General features: G+C 73.9%; 6 protein-coding genes. All 6 read right to left on the bottom strand.

Features of this window, described 5'->3' with window-relative positions; all coding sequences use genetic code 11:
• Window positions 1–12: 12 nt before the first annotated feature.
• Complete coding sequence (locus BZB76_RS11485; protein ID WP_211342944.1) at window positions 13–399, bottom strand: hypothetical protein; 387 nt, start codon at window positions 397–399, stop codon at window positions 13–15.
• Window positions 400–1,013: 614 nt separating this feature from the next.
• Entirely contained in the window at window positions 1,014–2,162 is a 1,149-nt protein-coding gene (locus BZB76_RS11480) for an acyl-CoA dehydrogenase family protein (protein ID WP_121434243.1), read from the bottom strand.
• Window positions 2,149–3,357 (bottom strand): FAD-dependent monooxygenase, encoded by a 1,209-nt coding sequence (locus BZB76_RS11475; RefSeq protein WP_170180587.1) that lies wholly within the window; start codon window positions 3,355–3,357, stop codon window positions 2,149–2,151. Before BZB76_RS11475 ends, BZB76_RS11480 begins: the two co-directional genes overlap by 14 nt.
• A gap of 11 nt (window positions 3,358–3,368) precedes the next feature.
• Window positions 3,369–6,572 (bottom strand): non-ribosomal peptide synthetase, encoded by a 3,204-nt coding sequence (locus BZB76_RS11470; RefSeq protein ID WP_121434241.1) that lies wholly within the window; start codon window positions 6,570–6,572, stop codon window positions 3,369–3,371.
• Window positions 6,573–6,588: 16 nt separating this feature from the next.
• Window positions 6,589–13,968: a hybrid non-ribosomal peptide synthetase/type I polyketide synthase gene (locus tag BZB76_RS11465; protein ID WP_121434240.1), complete on the bottom strand. Its 7,380-nt coding sequence runs from the start codon at window positions 13,966–13,968 to the stop codon at window positions 6,589–6,591.
• Entirely contained in the window at window positions 13,965–19,925 is a 5,961-nt protein-coding gene (locus BZB76_RS11460; protein WP_170180586.1) for a non-ribosomal peptide synthetase, read from the bottom strand. The genes BZB76_RS11465 and BZB76_RS11460 overlap by 4 nt, the downstream gene beginning before the upstream one ends.
• Window positions 19,926–20,108 lie beyond the last annotated feature (183 nt).

The raw sequence follows: 20,108 nt of genomic DNA, 5'->3' as shown, positions 1-20,108 counted from the left end.
GGGACGGGCGTCCTAGAGGACGGGGGGCGCGCTGGCGGTGATGGCTCGGGCCTGACCCACCATCTGGGCGGCCCAGGCGCCCGACTGGGGGCCCGGGGGGAACTGCGCGGCATGGTGGAAGCCGGGACCGGTCACGGAGACCGTCACGAACCCGAGGTACCGGCGTTCCTTCATCAGGAGGAAGAGCAGGCCCAGCAGGCAGAACCAGACGAAGATGATGGTGAGGACGATGGCCACGACCGGGATGCCGTCGGTGACCTGGGTCGAGTCCTGGACGGTCCAGGTGGCGCCGTGCAGCGGGTAACGCCCGTACGGGAGGATGACGTGCGTGCTGGTCAGTGCCATGTCACCGATCTGGAGCAGGACGGGTTCGAGATCGTTCGAAGGAACCGGGTACATCAAGACCACCCCTGCCGGAAGAACCGTCCGCTGCTGCGCGAGATTGTCTCACGCCAAAGGCTCCCGTCCCTGGCCGAACACGCGTTTCGGCCACGCCCGGCCACCGTGTCGCGACACCCGAAGCGCAGTAATGATCATCGGCCCACGTCTTCCACGTCCACGACGGATTCTCGGCGAACCAAAGTTCACGATCACTTAATGGGAACGGTGCGATTATGGCCCCTTTCCATCGTCGAACACTTCGATTGCGCGACGGCCAAGCCCGTTACCGCGAACGCGAAATCGAATGGCTGGAACGATGGAAACGCGGGCATGACCGGTGCCGGGCACGACCCGACTGGAAGATCGCGCCCGGCACCGGAGTCCACGCGGTGACGACCGCGCCCACGGGCACGGCGCCGGTCGGCATTGTCGAGGCAAACCTAGGCGACCTTCGCGCCATTCACCATCTGTGCCGATGGCCGCGTTCGGTCAGTCCCCCCCTTCCGGAAGGCGGCCGACATTCTCCGGCTGGATGGCATCAATCCGGATTTGATTCGTTCCACTGCGAATTATCGGATGCCAAGGTCGAAGAATGGGATGTCCGGTGACCGACCGCCGTCAAGGGGCGGTGATCAGGAGGTTCGTGCCGGGGACAGCAGGTCGGACGCGATGGTGTTCAGCAGGATGTTCGACGTGCCCTCGTAGATCGTGCCGACCTTGGCGTCGCGGTAGAACTTCTCGGCCCGATGCTCGCGCCGCGTGCCGTTGCCGCCCATCGCGTCCACCGCCCGGGTCGCGGCGCGCTGCGCCGCCTGCGACGCCACGTACTTGGCCATGGCCGCCAGCCGGATCCGCTCGGGTTCGTCGGCGCCGTTCACGCAGGCGTCCGCGGCCTGGCGGGTGAGGGCACCGGCCGCGGCGACCTCGGCGGCGGACTCCGCGAGCGGGAACCGCACGCCCTGGTACTCGGCGACCGGGCGGCCGAACTGCGACCGTCCGGACACGTGCCGGGCGGCGACGTCGAGCGCGCCCCGCGCCAGGCCGACCAGCTGCGCCGCGATGCCGACCCGGCCGAGCGTCAACGCCCGCATCGCCAGCAGCTCACCGCGCCCGACGCCGCCGAGCACCTGGTCCCGGCGGACGGGCACGCCGTCCAGGACGACGTCGGCGGTGCGGGCCGCGCGCACCCCGAGCTGGTCGGCGGGCTCGGTCACCGTCAGGCCGGGCGCGTCGCGTTCGACGAGGAACGCGGTGACGGAGTGCGGCCCGGTTCGGGCGAACAGGAGGAACAGGTCGGCGGCGAGCGCGTTGCTCGTCCAGCGTTTGCGTCCGACGAGCCGCCATCCTCTGCCGTCGGGTTCGGCGGCGGTCGCGAGCGCGAACGCGTCGCTGCCCGCGCCCTCCTCCGACAGGGCGAACGCGCCCATGGCCGCGGACGCCAGCCGCGGCAGGTGGCGGCGGCGTTGGTCGCCGTCGCCGTCCCGCAGGATCGCGCCGGTCACCAGGATGTTGTGGACGTCCACGGCGACCGCGACGCCGGAGCAGATCCGGGCGATCTCCTCGACGGTCGCGACGACGTCGAGGAACGTCCGGCCCTGCCCGCCGTAGTGGGCGGGCGTCTCCACGCTCATCAGCCCCTCGGCGAACAGCGCGGCGACGAGACCGTCGTCCAGGCGGCCCTTGTGGTCCATGTCGTCGACGAGCGGCGCGACGGCGTCCTCGGCGAAGGCGCGGACGCGGGCCCGCCACGCGCCGGGACCACCGGTCTCAACGCCCGGCATCGGCGTGCTCCTGCGCCGGGCCGGCCGGGTCGAACGCGAACAACCGCCGCCACATGGCCTCCTGCCGGGACGCGGGCATGGTCCGCATGACGGTGTTGCGCATCGTGACGAGGAACGGGCTCTCCCATTCCTGGTAGCGGCTCACCTTGAAGACCTGCTCGCGGACCCACTCCAGCCGTGGCAGGCGCCGCCGCTCGTACTCCCGCAACCCGCCCTCCGGCGTCTGGTCGCACGGCGAGTCGGCCAGGCAGTCGGCGAGGACGACGGCGTCCTCGATCGCCATGCAGGCGCCCTGGCCGAAGACCGTGGGCATCGCGTGGCCCGCGTCGCCGAGCAGCGCCACCCGCCCGTCCACCAGCCGGTCCAGGCGTTTGCGGGCGAACAGGTCGGTGCGGATCAGCCGCTCGGCGGGCGTGTTCTCCAGGATGTGCCGGTTCGCCTTCGGGAAGCCCTCGATGAACGACAGGAGCTGCTCCTTGAGCGTGGCGGGGCTCCCGCTGTCCCGGGCGGGCGCCCCGTTCCGGCCGATCGACCAGCAGACGCTGTCGTCGTCGACGGGCCAGGCGACCATCCGGGTGGCGTGCGCGCCGTACACCATCAGGACGGTCTCGGCGGGGAAGTGGGCGCTGCTGTCGCTGATGCCGCGCCACACCATGTGCTTCAGCGGGGTGGGGTCGCCGTCCCCGAGCATCTGCCTGCGGATCGCCGACCGCAGCCCGTCCGCGCCGATCAGGACGTCGGCGTGGACGGCGCCGCCGCTCTGGAGGAGGACGTCGACACCGTCGCCGGTGGCGCGGTAGCCGACGACGCGTTCCTCGTAGCGGACCCGGTCGGGTCCGACGGCCTGTAGCAGCATGTCGAGGAGGGCCTGGCGGCGGATCCCGACCCCGATGTCGGCGTGCTCGCGCTGGAACCGTCCGATCGGCGCCTCGGTGAGCGTGGAACCGGTGTCGGTCACGACCACCTGGCTCTCCAGCGGCGACCCGAGTGCCTTGACGGCGTCGCCGAGGCCGATGCGGCCGAGCGCCGCGACCGCGTTGCCCCAGATCGTCAGGCCCGATCCGGCGAGGCCGCGTACCGCGTCGGCGCGCTCGTAGATGTCGATGTCGTGGTCGCCGCCGTTGCGGGCGAGCGCGGCGGCGGCGGCCAGCCCGCCGATGCCCGCGCCCGCGATGACGATCCGTTGCCGTGTCACGTTCTCTCCTGTCAGCCGGTGAGTTGCGAGGCGGTCGAGGTGGTCGGGGCGGTCGGTTCCCTCGGGTCGGGGCTCCGGTCGATCAGTTCGGCCAGCGAGGCGACGGTCGCGTCCTGTTGCATCAGGGTCAGCGGCACGTCCACGTGCCGCTCGGCGCGCAGCCGCATCGCGATCCGCATCGCGCCGAGCGAGTGCAGGCCGTGGTCGGTGAGGTCGTCCAGGACGCCGATCCGCTCGGTGTTCAGCACCTCCCGGACGAGTTCGGCGACCTCGTGTTCGGCCGGTGTGCGGGGTTCGGTGTACGGGACGTTCCGTCGGTCCGCCCGCCCGGGTTCGGGCAGCGCGCGACGGTCGACCTTGCCGTTGGGGTTACGGGGCAGCTCCGCCATGGTGATGAGCGCGGACGGCACGAGATAGGACGGCAACCGGGCGCGCAGCCGCTCGCCGAGACCCGCGGCCGTCTCCGGGTCGGCGACGACGTAGGCGACCAGGCGCGCGTCGCCGTCCGGGCCGGGACGCGCCACCACGGCCGCGCCCGTCACCCCCGGCTGCTCCGCCAGGACCGCCTCGGCCTCGCCCGGCTCCACCCGAAATCCGCGGATCTTCACCTGGTGGTCGTTGCGGCCGATGAACTCCAGGGTGCCGTCGGCGCGGAGCCTTCCCAGGTCGCCGGTCCGGTACTGGAGCCCGCCCGCCGGGTCGGGGACGAACCGTTCCGCGGTGAGATCGAGGCGGCCGAGATAGCCGTTGGCGATGGAGGCCCCGGAGACGCGGATCTCGCCGACGCAGCCCATCGGCAACTGCCGTCCGGCGTCGTCGGTCACCAGGACCCGCTGGTGGCGCAGCGCCCGGCCGATGGGGCTGCCGCCGCCGGTGAACACGTCGTGTTCGGTCAGCTCGTACCACGTGGTGAATATGGTCGTCTCGGTGATTCCGTAGCCGTTGACCAGCCGGGGCGCGGTGACGCCGTGGCGCCGGGCCCACGGACGCAGCCGTGACGGGTCCAGCCGTTCACCGCCGAGCACCACGTACCGCAGGGGCGACGGCCCGGCGGGCTCACCGGGCGGTCGGAGCCCGTCCGCCTCGACCACCAGGTCGAACGCGGACGGCGTCTGGTTGAGGACGGTGACGCCCTCGTCCTCGATGACCCGGAGCTGGGCCGCGGGCGAGTGCACCTCCTCCTCGGTCAGCACGCGCAGCCGCGCCCCGGTGGTCAGCGCTCCCCACACCTCGTACACCGACAGGTCGAAGCCGTAGGGGTGGAACATCGCCCAGACGTCGTCCGGGCCGATGTCCATCTCCGCCAGGATCGCGGTCATGAACTGGGCGACGTCCCGGTGCAGGATCGGCACGCCCTTCGGCCGCCCGGTCGAGCCGGAGGTGTAGAGGACGTACATGCGGTCGGATCCCGTGATCGCCTCGGGTTCGGCGCCGGTGTCCTCGTCGGAGTCGTCCAGGGCGTCAATGCGGGCGAGGGGCAGCCGCCGCGCGTTCTCCGGCAGGAACGGCACCAGGTCGCCGTCGGTGAGGAGCACGTCGGCGCCGGAGTCGGCGACCAGGTACGCGAGCCGGTCCGGCGGGTTGGCGAGGTCGAGCGGGAGGTAGGCGGCGCCGCTGCGCAACGCCCCGACGATTCCGGCGATCATGTCGGCGGACCGGTTCAGGCACAGCGCGACGAGACCGCCCCGCCCGGCGCCGAGCGCGGTGAGCCGTCCGGCGATGCGGGCGGCGCGCCGGTCCAGCTCCCCGTAGGTGAGACGGTCGGGGCCGCAGGTCACCGCGACGGCGTCCGGGGCACGCGCGACCTGGTCGGCGAACCGGTGCAACACCGTGTCGGCGACGGGCTCCGCCAGGTCGCCTTTCGCGTGGTCGTCGAGGATCCGCTTCTCCGGGGCGGACAGCATCGGCAGTTCGCGCAGCGGTGTGTCCGGGGCGGCGGTGAACGACTCCAGCAGCGCCCTCAGGTGCCGGACGAGCAGTTCCGCGCCGGGCCGGTCGAAGCGGCGACGGTCGTACACCAGCCGTAGCGGCATGTCGTCCCCGGGGAGGATCACCAGCGTCAGCGGGAAATGGGGACGGCCGTCGTAGGAGTAGCCGAGGACCTTGAGCCGGATGTCGGCGAGGTCCAGTTCGGGCATCGGCGCGTTCTCGAACGCGACGTTGCTCTCGATGGGGGACGCGTCCCAGCCCGCCAGCCGCTGGACCTCCACCAGCGGCACGCTGTCGTGTTCCCGGCCGCGCGCCTGCGCGGCCTGGAAGTCGCGCAGCCACTGCGCGGCCGGGCGGCGCGGGTCGATCCGGGCGCGGGCCGGGAGCGTCACGATCAACGGGCCGAGGACGCCCGCGGCGCCGGGCAGGTCGCGGGGCCGGTGCGCGGTGGTGCTGCCGGTCACCACCTCGCCGGTACCGAGGTGCCGGGCCAGGACGACGCTCCACGCGCCCTGGACGATGGTGGCGGCGGTGAGCCGCTGCTCCCGGGCGACGCGCTGGATCCGGTCGGCCAGGCCGGGAAGGGTGAGATGGACGAAGTGGTGGCTCGGTTCACCGGCCGTCACGGTTCCGCCGCCCTGGCCCAGCGGGTCGCCGTGCTCGACACCGGCGAGCGTCTCGCGCCAGTACCGGGCGGAGTCGTCGTCCGAGGGATGCTCGCGCCACCAGGCGACATAGTCGCTGTAGGGGCGGGTCGGCAGGTTCAGCGGCGCGGTGCCTCGGCGGAGCGCGCGGTAGCCGTCCAGGAAGTCCGCGATCGCTATGCCGAACGACCAGCCGTCCATCACCAGGTGGCTGAACCTCCACGCGAACACCCACGTGTCGGCGGCGCGGCGGATCAGCGTGGCACGCATCAGCGGCGGTCGGTTCAGGTCGAAGGGACGCATCCGGTCGGCGTCCAGCCACGCCTGGTAGTGCGCGTCCCACTCGTCGTCGGGCACGTCGCGCCAGTCCTGCTGTTCGATGCGCAGGGCGGCGCGGCGGTGCACGATCTGGAGAGGGGTCCCGCCGCGCCGCCAGCGGAAGCCGGTGCGCAGGATCGGGTGCCGGTCGACGACGCGCTGCCATGCCCGCGCGAAGTGCCGGGGGTCCAGTTCACCGGCGAGCGTGACGCTGACCTGCTCGACGTAGGTTCCGGTGTCCGGGCTGCGGGTCAGTTCGTAGAGCAGCCCGGCCTGGATCGGGGAGAGCTCGTAGATGTCCTCGATGTCACGTGGGGTGGCCACGGGTAGCCCTTCTTCGTCAGCGCCGCGACGGGTCGTCGGCTTCGTCGGCGTCGTCGGCGAGCAGGTCGGCGAGGTCGTCGGTGTCGAGGTCGGCGAGCGGGAAGTCGCCGGGGGTCACCACGCCGGTCTCGGGTGCGGCGCAGTGCGCGGCGACCGCGCGCAGCCGGTCGGCGAGGGCCGCGACGGCGAGCGGGACCGTCCCGCGGGGATCGGTCGGGTGCGTGCAGCGGACCCGGAGCGCGCCTTGGACGACGGCCGCCCGGACGAGGAGCGTCGCCCCGGCGGGGAACGGCGTCTCCGGGCCGGCGAAGTCGTCGGGGACGCGGAACGGGCCGTCGCCCGGACGGTCGTCGGTCCAGCTCCCGTCGTCCACCTCCGTCAGCACGGCGGTCGGCGGGCCGCTCCCGGGACGCGCGTCCTTGACGGCCGCCAGGGCGGTCTCGGCGTCGTCCGCGCGCAGGGCGAGCCGGCGCGGCGCGATGTGGCAGCCCACGCCGTCGCCGCCGAGGGGGGCCTCGGCGACGACCCGGGCGTCGCCGTGGCGGGCGTCGGCGCACAACGCCCAGGCCAGGGCGGCGAGGAGCCCGTCGCCGAGACGCAGCCGGTACGCGGTCTCCAGGTCGGTCCGGAAGCGGGCGGTCTCTTCGGGCGACAGCTCGAAGCACGTTGAGACGAGGTCGCCTCCGGCCGTCGCCGTTGGCGGCGCGGCGGCGACCTCGTCGGCTTCGGGTTCGGGACGGCCGGACGCCCAGCGGAGGAACGAGGGGGCGGGGCCGTCGAGGGGGCCGGTGCAGGCGGCCTCGAGGTCGGTGACGAGCGTCCGCCAGGAGCGGGCGTCCACGGCGGCCCGGTGCGCCACCCACACGAGCCGCGACGTGTCCTCGCCGACCCGGATGACCGCTGCCTTTGTGGGAGGGGACGTGCGGGGGTCGATCTCGTCGGCCATCTCGTCCGCCATGCGGTCGGCCGCGTCGGCGCGCCGGTCCGGTGGGAGCGCCGTCAGGTCGAGTTCCGGGAGCGTGACGTCCCCGGGCTCGGTGGCGTGCTGCGTGCCCGTCGCCTCGTCGATCCGCAGGCGCAGCGCGTCGTGCCGCGCGACGACCCTGGCCATGGCCTGTTCGAGCCGTGCCATGTCCGGTTCGCCCGCGAGGTCCAGGACCAGGCGGCCGGTGGCCGGGACGGCGCCCCCCAGCACCGCCCGCTGCCCGGACGTGAGCGGGACCGACGCCAGGTCGCCGCCGTCCGCGTCGGGAACGGGCCCGGAGGTCAGGCGTCCCTCGGCGGCGAGCGCCAGGACCAGTTCCGCGATGCTCTGGTGGGCGAACAGGTCCTGCGGGGTGACGTCGATGCCCTCCGCCGTCACCCGCGCGATCACCTGGACGCCGAGGATGGAGTCGCCGCCCAGCGTGAAGAAGTTCTGGTCGGGATCCACGTGGTCGAGGCGGAGCACCTGCGCGACGATGGCCGCCATGCGTTCGGCGAGGGCGCGCTGGTCGGGGTCGAGTTCGGCGGCGAGCCCGGCGGCGTCGGCGGACCGGGTCTCGGCACGGGGCAGCGCGGCCCGGTCGACCTTCCCGTTGGCGGTCAGCGGCAGGGCGTCCAGCAGGACGACGTCGCGCGGCACCATGTAGGCGGGCAGCCAGCGCGCCAGGTGCTCGCGCAGTTCGTCGGGGTCGACCGCGCCGTCCGGGACGGCATAGGCGGTGAGCCGCCGGTGCGACCGGTCGCCGGTCGCGGTGACCACGGCGCGGCGCACGTCCGGGTGGCGTTCCAGCGTGTGCTCGATCTCACCGAGTTCGATGCGGTGCCCGCCGACCTTGACCTGATGGTCGTGACGGCCCAGGAACTGGATCGTCCCGTCCGGCAGATACCGACCCAGATCACCCGTCCGATACAACCGGCGCCCATCACCGGGATGGGTAACGAACTGCAAGTCGGTGCGCTCGGGATCGCGCCAGTACCCCTCCGCCAGCCCGACACCACCGATGAACAGCTCACCGGTCACCCACGTCGGACACGGCTCGAACCGCTCGTTGAGCACCTCGAACCACTGGTTCCGCAACGGCCGACCATACGGAATCGACTCCCACCCCGCATCCACCCGCTCGATCGGATACGCGATCGACCAGATCCCCGCCTCCGTCGCACCACCCAAACTCACCACCCACGCGTCCGGAGCCAACGCACGCAACCGATCCGGCAACGACACCGGAATCCAGTCACCCGACAGCAGCGCCAGTTGCAGGGGCAGGTCGACGGCGTCGGCCGACGCCTGTTCGACGAGCATCTCGGCCAGGCCGGGCACGGTGTTCCACACCGTCACCTGGTGTCGCACGACCATCCGCGTCCAGGCGGCCGCGTCCGTGCGGGCGTCCGGGCCGGGCAGGACGAGCGCGCCGCCGGCGCCGAGCACCCCGAAGATGTCGAAGACCGACAGGTCGAAGCTCAGCGACGACAGTCCGAAGGCGCGGTCGTCGGGGCCGATGGCGAACCGTTCGACGATGTCGACGCACGTGTTCAACGCCGCCCGATGACTGACCGCCACACCCTTCGGCGTCCCCGTCGAACCGGACGTGTACAGGATGTAGGCGACGTCCCCGGGGTCACGCGGAACGGAGGTCGGTTCCGCCGTCCGCCAGTCGGCGTCCTCGGGTATCTCCACGACGGGCACGTCCGCGCCCTGCGGGCTTCCGAACGGGACGACCAGGCACGCGGCGCCCGACTCGCGGAGCAGCCACGCGCGCCGTTCGACGGGCAGGTCGGGGTCGACCGGCACGTACGCGCCGCCCGCCAGCGCCACGCCGAGGACGGCGACGACCTGCCGCCAGCCCTTGCGGACGCCGATCGCGACGGGCGACCCCGGGCCCACGCCCCCCTCGCGCAGCGCGGTCGCGAGGGCGGCGGCCCGGCCGCGCAGTTCCGCGAACGTCAGCGTCCGGTCCTCGGCGATCACCGCGGGCGCGTCGGGACGTTCCGCCGCCTGCCGCAGCAGCGGATCGTGCAGGAGGCCGTCCGGGACCGGCCCGGCCGTGTCGTTCGCCTCGGCGCGGAGCCGCAGGTGCTCCTCCGGCGCGGGCGCCGCGGCGGGCGCCGTCCAGCCGTCGTCGCCCGCGAGTCCCTCGACCAGCGCGGTGAACGCGCGGAACATGTCGGCGACCATGCCGTCCGGGAACAGCGCGCCGAGCACGTGCCAGCTCACGTCGAGCTGCCCCTCGGCCTCCACGACGAAGCAGTCGAGGGTGACCTGCGGCGTCTGCGAGATCGTGTGGACGATGTCGCCGAGCCAGGCGAACGGCGAGTCCGTGCCCTCCCGCGCCAGCGCGCTGGTGAACACGACCGGCATCATCGCGTCCCGCACGCCGCCGCGGACGCGGGCCAGTTCGCGGAGGACCCGGACGCCGCTGACGAGGCGGTGCTCCATGTCGGTCCAGCTCCGCTCCTGCATCGCGGTGGCGAGGTCGCGGAAGGTGGCGGGCGCGGCGGCGTCCACCTCCAGCAGCCCGAACGAGGCGAACTCCCCGACCAGCGCGCCGACCTCCGGGTGCAGCGGCAACCGGTTGACGGCGGTGGCGTTGACGGTGAACCGCTGGCTCGCGCTCCAGGTCGCGAGGACCGACGCGTACGCCGCCGCGAGCGTCACCGACGGGGTCAGGCCGTGGGCGGCGGCGCGGCTCTTCACCCGGTCCCAGGTGTCGCGGGCGAAGCGGGCGGTGTAGCGGTCGAACTCGGTGTCGTCGGCGTCCGCCCGGACGGTGGGCAGCCGTGGCGCCGGGGGCAGTGCACGGACGCGTTCCCGCCAGTAGTCGAGGGAACGCTCGTAGCCGGGGGTGTCGTGCAGCGCCGTCTCGGCGAGGACGTAGTCCCTGAACGTCAGCGTCAACGGCTCCAGGCCGCCGGTCTCCTCGTCCGGTGACTCGTAGGCGCGGCGCCAGTCGGGCAGCAGCCCGAAGAACAGGCTCGCGACGTCCGCCACCAGCAGGTCGAAGCTGAGCAGGGCGCGGACCCGGCCGTCCGGCAGCAGCGCGAGCCGCAGCTCCCACAGCGGCCATTCATCGGCCGGACGGACCTGGGCGCGCATCCGCGTGCGCACCGCCGCCAGGACGGCCTCGGGATCCGGCTCGTTCCGAAGGTCCATGACCTCGGGTGTGTAGGTCAGCGGCGGCGGCAGCACCCGCTGGGTGGCGTCGGGCAGCACCACCATGCGGAGCATGTCGTGGTGGTCGACGAGCCGCTGCCAGGAACGGGCCAGCCGGCCGAGGTCGAGGTCGCGGCCCTCCGTCTCGAGGTAGACGTGCGCGGCGACGTCGCCGCCCTCGAACACGGCCGACCGACCCAGCCACTGGGCCTGCTGCATCTCGGTGAGCGGGAACGGCTCGTACCGGGCGGCCGGGTCGGGGACGATCTCCGGCAGCGCGTCCGGCGGCGCGGTGTCGGGCTCGGCGTCCCCGGCGTGGGCCAGCATCCCGGCGACGGTGGGGTGACGCATGAGCGTCCGCAGCGCCACCGGGACGCCGAGTTCGTCGCGGAGCCGCGCGGCGAGCCGGGCCGCGGCCAGCGAGTGTCCGCCCAGCTCGAAGAAGTCGTCGTGGACGCCGATCGGGCCGCGGCCGAGGAACTCCTGCCAGAGCGCGACGACGCGTTCCTCCGTCTCGTCGCGCGGCGCGACGTACGCGGTGGACAGCCCCTCGCGGAGGTCGGCGGCGTCGTCGGCGGAGAGGGTGTCGGCGGGCGGCAGGTCGAGACGTGCCGCGAGACCGCCCGACACGGGTCCGCCGCCGTGGGGCACGGGGTCCACCCAGTAGCGGCGCCGCTGGAACGGGTACGTCGGCAGGCTCACCCTGCGGAACGGGCCGCCGCGCAGTCGCTCCCAGTCGACCTCGACGCCCGCCGCCCACGCTCGGGCCAGGCCGGTCAGGGCCGTGGAGACGTCGTCGCCATGACCGTCGCCGTCGCCGTCCGGGCCGGGGACGGTGGAGGTCACGACGGTTCGTCCGGACGGGTCGAGGCCGTGCCGTGCCAACCGGCCGAGGACGTCGCCGGGGCCCATCTCGACCAGCACGGTCCGGCCGTCCCCGGCGACCGTCCGGAGTCCGTCGGCGAACAGGACGGGGGCGCGCAACTGCCGTCCCCAGTAGGCGGGGTCGCGGGCCTGCTCGTCGGTGATCAGCGTCCCGGTGACGTTCGACACGAACGGCAGCCGCGGGCTGGAGAGGTACATGCCGCGCAGCTCGTCGGCGAACGGCGCGACGGCGGCGTCCATCATCGCCGAGTGGAAGGCGTGCGAGGTGTGCAGCGTCCGGTGCGGCACGTCGAGCCCGGCGGCGAACGCCTCGACCTCCTCGGCCGGGCCGGACACCACGCACAGCTCCGGCCCGTTCACCGCCGCCAGCGACAGCCCACCGGTCAGCAGGGGGCGCACCGCGTCGGCGGCCGTCCCGACCGACAGCATCGCGCCGGGCGGGCACCGCTGCATCAACCGTCCCCGCGCCGCGACGGCGCGGAGCGCGTCGTCCCGGGAGAGCACGCCCGCGACGCACGCCGCCAGCAGCTCGCCCACGCTGTGCCCGGCCATCGCGTCGGGCCGCACACCCCAGGACGCGAACAACCGGACGAGCGCGTACCCCACCGTGAACAGGGCGGGCTGCGCCAGACCGGTCGCGGTGAGATCGCCGTCTCCGCCGTACAGGGGCCCCAGCAGGTCGAGGTCGGCGACGTCCCGGAGGACTTCGGCGCACGCGTCGACCTCGTCGCGGAACACCCGCTCCGACTCGTACAGGCCGCGCGCCATCCCCGCGTACTGGCTCCCCTGACCGGGGAAGAGGAACACCACGCGCGGCTCGGCCTCGCCCGCGTCGAACACCGGGCCGGGCAGGTCGGCGGACAGGCCGGGCCCGTCGGTTCCGACGGCGAAGCGCCGGTAGCGGAAATGTCGGCGACCCGACTGCGTGGTGCCCGCTATGTCGGCCAGCACCCCGGTGTCCCGCGCAGCTGCCACGGCCACGGCGGTTCGGTCCGCGGCCGTGCGCGCCGCGTCCGGTGTCCGCGCCGAGGCCACGACGATCTGCGCGGGACGCGGCGGGTACGGCTCCGGGCGCAGCTCGGCCGGGGACGGCTCCTCCAGGACGACGTGCGCGTTGGTGCCGCCGATCCCGAACGAGCTGACGCCGATGCGCAACGGGCCCGGCGCGTCCCAGGCGGTCTCCTCCGTGACGACCCAGAACGGCGACTTGTCGAAGTCGATGTGCGGGCTGGGACGGCGGAAGTGCAGGCTCGGCGCGAGCCGCCGGTGCCGTAGCTGGAGGATCGCCTTGAGCAGCCCGGTGATCCCGGCCGCGGTGTCCAGATGACCGACGTTGGACTTCACCGAACCGATCGCGCAGTATCCGGTCTCGGCGGTGTAGTCGCGGAACGCGCGGGTCAGCGCGGTGATCTCGATGGGGTCGCCGAGCGGCGTGCCGGTGCCGTGCGCCTCGACGGCGGTGACCGTGGCGGCGTCGACGTCCGCGACGGCCAGCGCCGCGCTGATCACCTCGGTCTGGCCGTCCACGCCGGGCGCGGTGAAGCCGGCCTTGGCGGCGCCGTCGTTGTTGACCGCCGAGCCGCGGATCACCGCCTCGATACGGTCGCCGTCCTCGACGGCACGGTCGAAGTCCTTGAGGACGACCACTCCCGCGCCGTTGCCGAACACGGTGCCCGCGGCGTCGGCGTCAAAGGGGCGGCAGTGCCCGTCCGGGGAGAACACCAGGCCCTCCTCGTGGAGGTAGCCGGTGCGCTGCGGCACGCGGATCGACACGCCGCCCGCGACGGCCAGCTCGCATTCGCCGTCCAGGATGGACTGGCAGGCGAGATGGACGGCGACCAGCGATGTCGAGCACGCGGTCTGGACGGTCACGGCGGGTCCGGTCAGGCCGAGCCGGTACGCCGTCCGGGTCGCGAGGTAGTCCTTGTCGTTGTGGATGAGCACGTCGAAGGCCTCACCGCCGGGCAGCAGCGGGCCCCCGGGAACGAGGTTGCTCATCAGGTAGCTGGGGGCGTTGCATCCGCAGAAGACGCCCGTGACCGGGGCCGCGGCGGGGGGACGGCCCGCGTCCTCCAGCGCCTCCCACACGATTTCCAGGAACACCCGCTGCTGCGGGTCGAGCAACGCGGCCTCGCGGGGGACGAAGCCGAAGAAGGCGGCGTCGAACTCCTCGATGCCGTCGAGGGCGGAGCACGCCCCGACGTAGCCGTCCCGCCGCGCCAGGTCGGGGTCGAGGCCCGCGGCGGCGAGATCGGCGGCCTCCACCTCGCCGATCGACTCCACGCCGCCGGCCAGGTTCGTCCAGAACTCCTCGGGGGTGCGCGCGCCCGGCAGGCGGCAGGCCATGCCGATCACGGCGATGTCACCAGTGCTCATTCCTCTCCGTCCTTCCACTGGGCGCAGGCATGGCGCCGGTTCCGGGTCGGGTTGCGGTTCGCGCGCCGCGCGGCGCCGCGGGACCGGCCCTCGCGGGCCGCCGCGGTGAGGTCGGCGCTGCCGTCCAACCGGGCGGCGAGCGCCCGGACGCTCGGGGCCTCGAACATCAGCGGCAGCGGCAGGTCGGCGCCCGGCAGGTCCGCGTCGGCGAGGCGGGTGCGGAGTGTGCCGCAGATCCGGGTGACCATCGCCGAGTCGAGGCCCATGTCGAAGAAGCCGTCGGTGACGCTGATCCGGTCGGTGCCGAGTTCGGCCGCCACCACGGCGGCGATCGCGCGTTCCAGGTCGGTGGCGGGCGGCACCGGCGCCTCGCCCGCGGCGGCGGCCTCACCGGCGAGCCGTTCCAGCTCGCTCCGGTCGACCTTGCCGATCGCGGTCAGCGGCAGCCGGTCCAGGATCACGATCGTCGACGGGACGAGGGCCGCCGGGAGCCGTTCGGCGAGCGCCCGGCGCAGTCCGGCGCGGGTCGGACGCGGCGCCGCCGGGGCCGTGTCGGGGACGCCGCCGACGAGCGCGTGCAGGGGTTCGTGCCCGTCGTCCAGGTCGAACCGGGCCCGCAGTTCGGGGCCGAAGTGGGGGTCGCCGACCTGGCACAGGCCGAGCCCTGCGGCGGGCGCGGCGCCGTCCAGAAGCTGGGCGATCAGCCCGGTCTCGATCAGGCTGAAGTCCCGCCACAGGCCGCCGTAGAGCGGTCTGATCGCGCGGGACTGCGCCACCAGGTAGACGGCGAACGGCGCGCCCGCCGCGAGCGGCGCGTTCACCGAGGTGAAGCCGGGACGCGCCGGGAGCGGCTCGGTGTCGAGGGGGAAGAGGCGGTGACCGTCCGGGCCGTAGTGGTAGGCGCCGCCGGGGAGGCCGTCCACGCCGCCGTCGGCGACGTCGAGACACACCTGGACGGGGTAGAGCCCTCCGGCGGACCCGTAGGCGTGCCGGTCGCCGTCCCGCAGCCCTTCGAGCAGGCGGGACAGCGCGTCGAGCGGGACGGGGTCGGCGGTGAACCGGCGGTGGCTCGTCCGGCGCGGCGCGGACTCGACCTCGGGCAGCGTGATCGCGCCGTCGGCGGGCAGGGCGCGCAGCCCGGGGCGGGCGGCCGTGAACTCCAGCCGTTCCGCCGGATCGAGCAGCACGCCCTCCAGGTCGCCGTCGAGGAGGGCGAGTTCGTCCGCGCCCGGCAGGGACGGGACGGCGTCGCCGGGCGCGGACGAGGTCCGGGTGACGAACGCGGCGAGCCTCCTGCGGTGCCGGTCGCCGTGGGCGATGACGACGGCCTCACCGACGCCGGGCGCGGCGCGCAACGCGTGTTCGATCTCGCCGAGTTCGATGCGGTGCCCGCCGACCTTGACCTGGTGGTCGTGCCGGCCCAGGAACTGGATCGTCCCGTCCGGCAGATACCGACCCAGATCACCCGTCCGATACAACCGACGCCCATCAGCCGGATGGGTCACGAACTGCGCGTCGGTGCGCTCAGGGTCGCGCCAGTACCCCTCCGCCAGCCCGACACCACCGATGAACAGCTCACCGGTCACCCACGTCGGACACGGCTCGAACCGCTCGTTGAGCACCTCGAACCACTGGTTCCGCAACGGCCGACCATACGGAATCGACTCCCACCCCGCATCCACCCGCTCGATCGGATACGCGATCGACCAGATCCCCGCCTCCGTCGCACCACCCAAACTCACCACCCACGCGTCCGGAGCCAACGCACGCAACCGATCCGGCAACGACACCGGAATCCAGTCACCCGACAGCAGCACACGGCCGAACGGCAGCGTCTTCGGTGAGCCCGTCCGCTCCACGTGGTCGACGACCAGTTCCATGAGCGCGGGCACCGAGTTCCACAGGGTGATGCCGTGCTCGTCGACCAGGTCCGTCCAGTGGGCGGGGTCGGCGCGTCGGGTCGGGTCGGGCAGGACGAGCGCGCCGCCCGCGCCGAGCACCCCGAAGATGTCGAAGACCGACAGGTCGAAGCTCAACGAGGAGACGCCGAGGACGCGGTCGTCCGGCCCGATCCCGAACCGTTCGACGATGTCGACGCACGTGTTCAACGCCGCCCGATGACTGACCGCCACCCCCTTCGGCGTCCCCGTCGAACCGGACGTGTACAGGATGTAGGCGACGTCCTCGGCACGCGGCCGGGCGTCCGCGACCATGGCCACCGGCGCGGTTCCGGTCTCGTCCGGCACGTCCCGCAGCACGATCGCGGCCCCCGCCGACTCCAGCAGCCACCGCCGCCGCTCCTCGGGCAGACCGGGATCCACGGGCAGGTAGGCGGCGCCGATCCGCGTCACCGCGAGGACGGCGACGATCTGCCGCCACCCCTTCAGCAGGCTCACCCCCACGACATCGCCGCGGCCGAGGCCCGCGGCGAGCAGGTTGGCGGCGAGGGTCTCCGCGCGGCGCGCCAGTTCGCCGTAGGTGAGGGTCCGGTCCACGGCGATCACCGCGGGGGCGTCGGGGCGTTCGGCGGCACGCGCGAACACCCCGTCGGGCAGCGTGCCGGTGGGCACCGGCCCCGCCGTCTCGTTCACCCGGGCCCGGATCTCGGCCTGATGCGGGGGAAGCGGCACGGTCGGCGGCCGTTCCCACCGGTCACCGCCCGCTGCCAACTCGTCCAGCAGGAGGCGGTAGGTCGCGAACATGTCGTCGAGGACCCCCGGCGGGAAGTAGTCGGCGGCGGCGTCCCAGATGAGCGTCGCGCCGCCGCCGTCCTCGAAGACCTGGTGGTCCAGCAGGACCTGGGGTGTCTGGGAGATGCCGTGGACGGCCCGTCCCAGCCAGGCGAACGGCGGCTCGCCGTCGCCGAGCCCCAGGCCGCTGGTGAAGACGCACGGGAGGATCGCGCCTCCGGCCGCGCCGTCGCGGCGGGCGAGGTCCCGCATCACCTGGACGCCGGAGTACGACGCGTGCTCCAGGTCGCGCCACAGACGACGCTGGACGTTCAGCGCGAGGTCGGCGAACCGGCCCGGCGCGGCGCAGTCCATGGCGAGGGGGTCGACGGACGTGAAGTCGCCGACGACGTCCGCGAGTTCGGGGTGCGCGTCCGGCCGATTGAAAAGCGTGACGTTGACCGTGAACCGGGGGCCGCTGCTCCAGGCGCCGAGCACGGCGCCATAGGCGGCCAGGAGCGTCGCCGACGGCGTCACGCCATGGGACCGCGCCAGGTCCACCAGCCGCGCCCACGTCGCGGCGTCGACGCGGTGCTCCCGGCGGGCGAACCGGGCGGGTTCGCCGGGACGCCACGCCGAAACGGGAAGCCGCGGAGCGGACGGGAGATCCGGCAGCCGGTCCCGCCAGTAGGCGACGTCCTCGGGACGCGGGGACCGCTCGGCGACCGCCCAGTCCCGGAACCCGAGGGCGGGATCGGGCAGGTCGGCGGCCGGGTCCTCGTACGAACGCCGCCACTCCCGCGACAGGACGTACAGGCTCCACAGGTCGGCGACCAGCAGGTCGACGCTCAGGTGCAGCCGGGCCCGCCCGTCCGAACCGCGGGTGACCGCGATCCGGTGCATCGGCCCCTCGTACGGGTCGGGCACCTCGTGGTCGAGCGCCGCGCGCGCCTCCTCCGGCGGGACCCCGCGCACGTCGAACAGGTCGAAGCCGCCGACGTCCGGCGGCGACTGGGCGGGAACCCGCTGGTGGCCGTCGGCGGTGACGACGGCGCGGAGCATGTCGTGCCGGGCGACGATCCGCCGCCACGCCGCCTCCAGGCGCGCCAGGTCGAGGTCACCGGCGTCGATCTCCAGGTAGGCGTGCGCCGCGACCCCGCCGTACTCCTGCTCGACGCCGCGTCCGACGAGGTAGGCGTGCTGGATGTCGGTGAGCGGGAACGGCTCGTGCCGGTCGGACGGCGCCGGGACGAGCGGCGGCGCGCCGTCCGCGGGCGGGTCGTCGAGGCCGGAGACGACGGCGTCCACCAGCGCCCGCAGGTCGTCGGCGCCCGCCGGGACGGCGACACCGGTCGCGTCGACGATCTCGGCGCGCAGCCGGGCGACGCGCCGCGAGTCCAGCCCGGCGGCGGGCAGCGGCAGGCCCGGATCGATCTCCCAGGGCTCGACGTGGGCGAGCGCGGCGACCCGGTCGCGCAGCCACGCCTCCACCGCTCCCGGGCGGGCGCCGGGGGCCAGGCCCGTCAGCCCTCTCCGGTCAGGCGACCGGCCCCCGGCGGGCTGTGCGGCCCGGTCGCCGGGTGCGGTGTGGACGTACACGGCGCGCAGTTCCCCGGCGAGGTGGCGGCGTCTGATCTCCTGCCGCCGCACCTTGCCGCTGGTCGTCAGCTCGATCTCCCCGGCCCGGACCAGGACCACGGCGTGCGGCTCGGCGTCGTGGTCGGCGATGACGGCGCGGCGGACGCGTTCGGCGATCTCGCGCAGCGTCTCGGTGTCGGTGGCGCGGACGCGCGGATCGACGGCGCGGACGACCACGAGCCGCTCGGTGTCGTCCCCGGGCACCGAGAACGCGGCGCTGAGCCCGGGGCGGACCACCGGGGCGTCGCGTCCGGCGGTCAGCTCGATGTCGTGCGGGTGCAGGTTGCGGCCGTCCAGGATGATCAGGTCTTTGCGCCGGCCGGTCACGTACAGGGCACCGTCGTGGACGACGCCGAGGTCGCCGGTGCGCAGCCACGCCCGCCGCTCCGGGTCGTCCCGCAGCGGGGCGAGCGGGCTCGGTACGTCGCCCCAGTACCCGCGCGTCACGTGCGCGCCGGTCACGCGAATCTCCCCGACCACGCCGTCGGGGCACCGGGTACCGGTGTCGGGGTCGACGATGGCGATCCGGGTCCCGGCGGGCGGCGCGCCGCACGAGACGAGTTCGACCCCGCCCTCGCTTCCGGCGGGCACGGGTGTCAACCGTCCCCGCTCCAGGTCGGCCGCGTCGGCCCACCGCATGCGGGGGCCCCGGCGGTCGACCGTCGCGAGCAGGGTCGTCTCCGCCATGCCGTAGGCGGGCAGCAGCGTCTCGCGCCGCAGGCCCAGCGGTCGCAGATGCCGGACGAACCGGTTGACGGTCGCGGCGCGCACCGGTTCGGCGCCGCAGACGAGCGCCTGCCAGTGCTCCAGCCGCACGTCCGCGAGCCGGTCGAGGGAGACGCGGTCCACGCACATGTCCAGCGCGAAGTTCGGCGCGGCGCTGGAGAGGAGACCGGCGGACTCCCCGATCAGACGGAGCCAGCAGGCCGGGTCCTGGAGGAACGCCTCGGGCGGCAGCAGGGTGGCGGTGCCGCCGCAGAACAGGGGCGCCAGCAGGCACCCGATCAGGCCCATGTCGTGGTGCACGGGAAGCCAGGACACCGCGCTGAGCGGCTCCCCGGCCGAGGCATGGCCCGCCGCGTCGCTGATCATGCCGATGTTGGCGACCAGGTTCCCGTGCGTGATCACGGCGCCCTTCGGGGCGCTGGTGGAACCCGAGGTGTACTGGATGAGGGCCGGGGTGTCGGAACGGACGCGACACGGCCGCCACGACGCGGCGTCGGCGGCGTCCTCGATGATCAGGACCGGGACGTCCAGGGCGGGCTCCACACCGCGCGTGACCAGGACGGCGGCGGGTCTCGCGTCGGCCGCCACCGCTTCGAGCCGTCCCCGGCGGCGGGCCGAACGCGGCGGCGGGCAGGGAACCGCGCACGCCCCCGCGTAGAGGCAACCGTAGAAGCCCGCCACGAACTCCGGCCCGGGACCGGTGAGCAGGAGCACCCGGTCACCGGGGACGGCGCCCACGGCCTGGAGCGCGGCGGCCACCTCCCGGGCGCGCCGGTCCAGGTCGCCCCGGGTGAGCAGGGCGGTGACCGCGCGGCCGTCGGGGGCGTACCGGAACGCGACGCCGTCCGGGTCGAGGTCCGCCAGGGCGCGCGCGCCCTCGACGAGGTCGATCGCACGGTGCGGAGTCGTCGGATGCCGCCCCAATCGGATCACTCCCAAGCGTCGGTTCACCGGGGCCGTTCGCCCCACTCACCGTCAATTGTGAAAATCGCGGCTCATCGACGCATCAGGGAAGGTACCGTGGTCTTTACCGGGGTAGGTCCGTCACGCTAAGAAGGCCCGCCCCGCGTCACCCGGCGCCGCCCACCGAATGCAAATGCATTCGCA

The organism is Actinomadura pelletieri DSM 43383, assembly GCF_003634705.1.
GTDB classification, from domain to species: Bacteria; Actinomycetota; Actinomycetes; order Streptosporangiales; family Streptosporangiaceae; genus Spirillospora; species Spirillospora pelletieri.
Note: the sequence above shows the minus strand (reverse complement) of the source record. Positions and strands in the feature narration are given on the sequence as shown.

Coding starts and splice junctions, on each gene's coding strand:
- BZB76_RS11485 (WP_211342944.1), bottom strand. CDS start 399: ATGTACCCGGTTCCTTCGAACGATCTCGAACCCGTCCTGCTCCAGATC.
- BZB76_RS11480 (WP_121434243.1), bottom strand. CDS start 2,162: ATGCCGGGCGTTGAGACCGGTGGTCCCGGCGCGTGGCGGGCCCGCGTC.
- BZB76_RS11465 (WP_121434240.1), bottom strand. CDS start 13,968: ATGAGCACTGGTGACATCGCCGTGATCGGCATGGCCTGCCGCCTGCCG.